This is a genomic window from Rhodovulum sp. (assembly GCF_011048875.1).
GTDB lineage: Bacteria > Pseudomonadota > Alphaproteobacteria > Rhodobacterales > Rhodobacteraceae > Rhodovulum > Rhodovulum tesquicola.
Genome location: NZ_DSDD01000357.1, coordinates 1 through 2,750 on the forward strand (window position 1 = coordinate 1; position 2,750 = coordinate 2,750).

Annotated in this window: 2 protein-coding genes and 4 pseudogenes; 3 read left to right on the plus strand and 3 right to left on the minus strand. The window is 66.4% G+C overall.

Annotation, left to right across the window (positions count from 1 at the left end):
- Window positions 1-86 precede the first annotated feature (86 nt).
- The 3 genes and pseudogenes from ENN83_RS12545 to ENN83_RS12550 all read right to left on the minus strand — a co-directional run bounded on the left by ENN83_RS12545 (window position 87) and on the right by ENN83_RS12550 (window position 1,334).
- Window positions 87-449, minus strand: coding sequence for a hypothetical protein (locus ENN83_RS12545; RefSeq protein WP_287187485.1), 363 nt, complete (start codon window positions 447-449; stop codon window positions 87-89).
- 160 nt (window positions 450-609) lie between these two features.
- Window positions 610-789, minus strand: a pseudogene (locus ENN83_RS17190) (pyridoxamine 5'-phosphate oxidase family protein); the annotation flags it as partial.
- Window positions 729-1,334, minus strand: coding sequence for a hypothetical protein (locus ENN83_RS12550; protein ID WP_287187487.1), 606 nt, complete (start codon window positions 1,332-1,334; stop codon window positions 729-731). The pseudogene ENN83_RS17190 and the gene ENN83_RS12550, both read right to left, overlap by 61 nt.
- A gap of 719 nt (window positions 1,335-2,053) precedes the next feature.
- On the opposite strand from ENN83_RS12550, the pseudogene ENN83_RS12555 reads away from it, so the two are divergent.
- The 3 pseudogenes from ENN83_RS12555 to ENN83_RS12565 form a co-directional block, all read left to right on the plus strand.
- Window positions 2,054-2,167, plus strand: a pseudogene (locus tag ENN83_RS12555) (hypothetical protein); the annotation flags it as partial.
- 121 nt (window positions 2,168-2,288) lie between these two features.
- A pseudogene (locus tag ENN83_RS12560) lies at window positions 2,289-2,631 on the plus strand (hypothetical protein); the annotation flags it as partial.
- Window positions 2,632-2,660: 29 nt separating this feature from the next.
- Window positions 2,661-2,750: pseudogene (locus ENN83_RS12565) on the plus strand (IS5/IS1182 family transposase); the annotation flags it as partial.

Below are 2,750 nucleotides of genomic sequence, written 5' to 3' on the forward strand. Positions count from 1 at the left end.
GAGCGCGTCGCCGCATGGCCGGGGGTGTACGCCCCGGCCCCGCGCTGCGCATCCTCAGACACCCTGCGCGAAAGGCTCACGAATGCTCAAAGACTGCTAAGCTGGTTCCTCGAGCGGCAGGCGACGGCGACCCCGATCACGCCTTCGCCGAACTGCACCTCGGCGCCCACGCCCGAGGCGCGATAGCCGCGCGAGGCCACGGCGCAGAGCCGATCCTCGCCATCCTCGGCCATCAGCACCATGGCATGGCGGATGCCGAACTGCGCCGCCAGCACGTCGGTCGCGTGGTCCAGAAGCTCTTCCAGGTCGGTGCAGGCATCGAGGACGGCGCAGGCGCGGCGGGTGGCTGCGAGCAGCGGCCGGTGCCGGGTACGGCGCGGGATCGTCGGCCCCGGCACCGGCTCGATCGCCAGCACGCGAAAGATGTCGGCGCCAAGCAGCAGGAACACCCCCTTCCATCCCGTGATGGGAGGCGATCCCGGCAAGCTTAGCCTTCATGTTCTCGAAGAGCGGGCTGCTGGTCAGCATCTCCTCGTAGTCCAGCGCGAGGCGATGCTGCTGCATGGTCTCGGGGTCGACGATCTGCACCGAAGCCCGCCGCGTGGCCAGAAGGTTGCGCCGGGTCTTGTTGAAGAACTGGCAGGACAATGCGACCCGCTCGGGATCGACGTAATGGACCTGGCTGATCATCGACACGTTGGGCAGCCCCTCGGCATCGCAGGTGGCGATCACCGAGGCCACCACGCCTTCCAGCGACGGGCGCAGTGTATCGAGGCAGGGCGCGGCCATCGGGTCAGTTCCGCCCCCGCGCCGGGCCCGGGGGTCTGGGTGGACACCCGTTCGGGCAGGAACTCGATGGCGACGATGTCGTCCGGGTCGTGGGCGACATAGCCATCCGCCAGTTCGCGCGAGAACCCGATCTCGACAAGACCATCGGCAAGGACGGCGCATTGGCGGTCGATCTCGGGCAGGTCGTCGGACAGCGCCTCGCGGAGTGTGGCCGAGGCGGCCTTGACCTGAAACGCCCGGTGGTCCGGAGCGCCGGGGAACGTGATGGCAATCCGGCCGCCCGCGGCAATGGCGTCAAGCAATGCGGCGTTGGCGGCGCGGCCGGGAAGGGCGCGGATCGTTCCATCCGGCCTTATCCGGCAGCCGATACCGACGCCCACGACCAGGCGGCCGTCCGGGTCGCAGCTGGCGAGCGCCACGCTGACGCCGGACTGCGCCAGCGCCACGAGATCAGGCGTTAGACGACCGTCGTCCGGCACCGGCTTCTGCGCAGCCCAGGACGCCAGATCGTTGATCGGAGAGGCGGGGATGAAGCTTGACGACATTTCAGCCACAGCGTTCTCGACGCACGATCTTGCGGCAGAAAACCGAAAATGTCACCTCGGGGATGGTCGTCCTGCAATGTCTCGTCGCGGCGGGAGTTTTGACGGTCTTCCATTCAAGTCGGCGATGCCCCGACCGCAGACCCGTCACCAATCCCGTAATCCGAACAATCACGTCTCAGGCGCACATTCAGCCGTTCTGCAGTTGGCTGGCCTTGCGGACCGCCTTCGACCCGATGTTCCGGCATGCGAAAGAGAGCCTGTTCGGCCAGGCGGCCAGTGCCAGGGCTTGAGATTTCGGACGCCGACCGGGATCGCGCCGAAGCGGCCAAGCACCTCGCCCCGAAAGCCGAAGGGAACACGCGTCCAGCCCGTTTCAGGGGGAAGACAGGGCGCGGCGGGCGCTTTCCACCCGACGGACCGAGGCCGGAATCGACGCGGTCGCCAAGGGCGTCCCTCAGCGCGGTCTGCTCCTACGCGCGCAGGATCGCGATGATCGCTTCCTCAGTGGATTTCGATCGCTTCATGGTCCGGTCCCCCCTCGTTGGGCCGGACCCTGGCATCCTATGCGCAGGTAGTGCCCTTTGCGGAGTGCCCTGTGGTCGCCGGTAAAAGCCTCGAATTTGCTGTTCCGATGCTGCTGTGCAGCCCGCCGAGGGTGACATTCGCTGCGCCTGCGGAATCCGATCGCGGGTCAATGCACACACCGCGAGATGGGGTTGATGGCTCCTGCTCCATCGGCGTCGCAATGCGCCATAACGGCTTTTGCCATCGTCGCGACGATCGGCAGCGCCGGACAGTCCCGGTGCGGCAGGGACGTTTCGGTCTGGCTGGGGCTGACAGCGATCAACCCGTCTACGGGAGGCAAAGAGCGGCTGGGACGCATTTGCAACAAGACGGGCGCGTCATATCCGACGCCTGATGATCATCGGCAGGACCTCACGCATGGCCGAACTGTGCGCCCGTGCCGTCATCCCGCCCCGCAAGAATGCCAAGCCCCGGAAGCCCAGTGGCGATCGCGCGCGACGAGGCCCTCCCCCCCCGCGCATCGAAAAACCTCGGCCGAAAGAACTGGCGGAAATGGAGCGGCGATCATCGCCGAAGTCGTATCCGGACCAAGATGAACCGCATGACCCTGCTGGGCCAACGCCTCATGGCACGCGATCCTGATCGGCAGGTCGCCGCCGCGCTTCAGGTGCGTCTCGCCGTCATGGACGGCCGCACCGCACTCGGCATTCCCGTCACGGAGGCCGCAGGCTCAGGACCCATTGATTGGCTTGATGCCGCTGCCTCTGTGTGATTCAAGACCCTGCGCTGATGGGGAGCACGATGAGCAATCTTTTCTGGCTGACAGACGAGCAGATGGAGCGGCTGAAGCCGTTCTTTCCCAAGAGCCATGGCAAGTCGCGGGTAGATGAC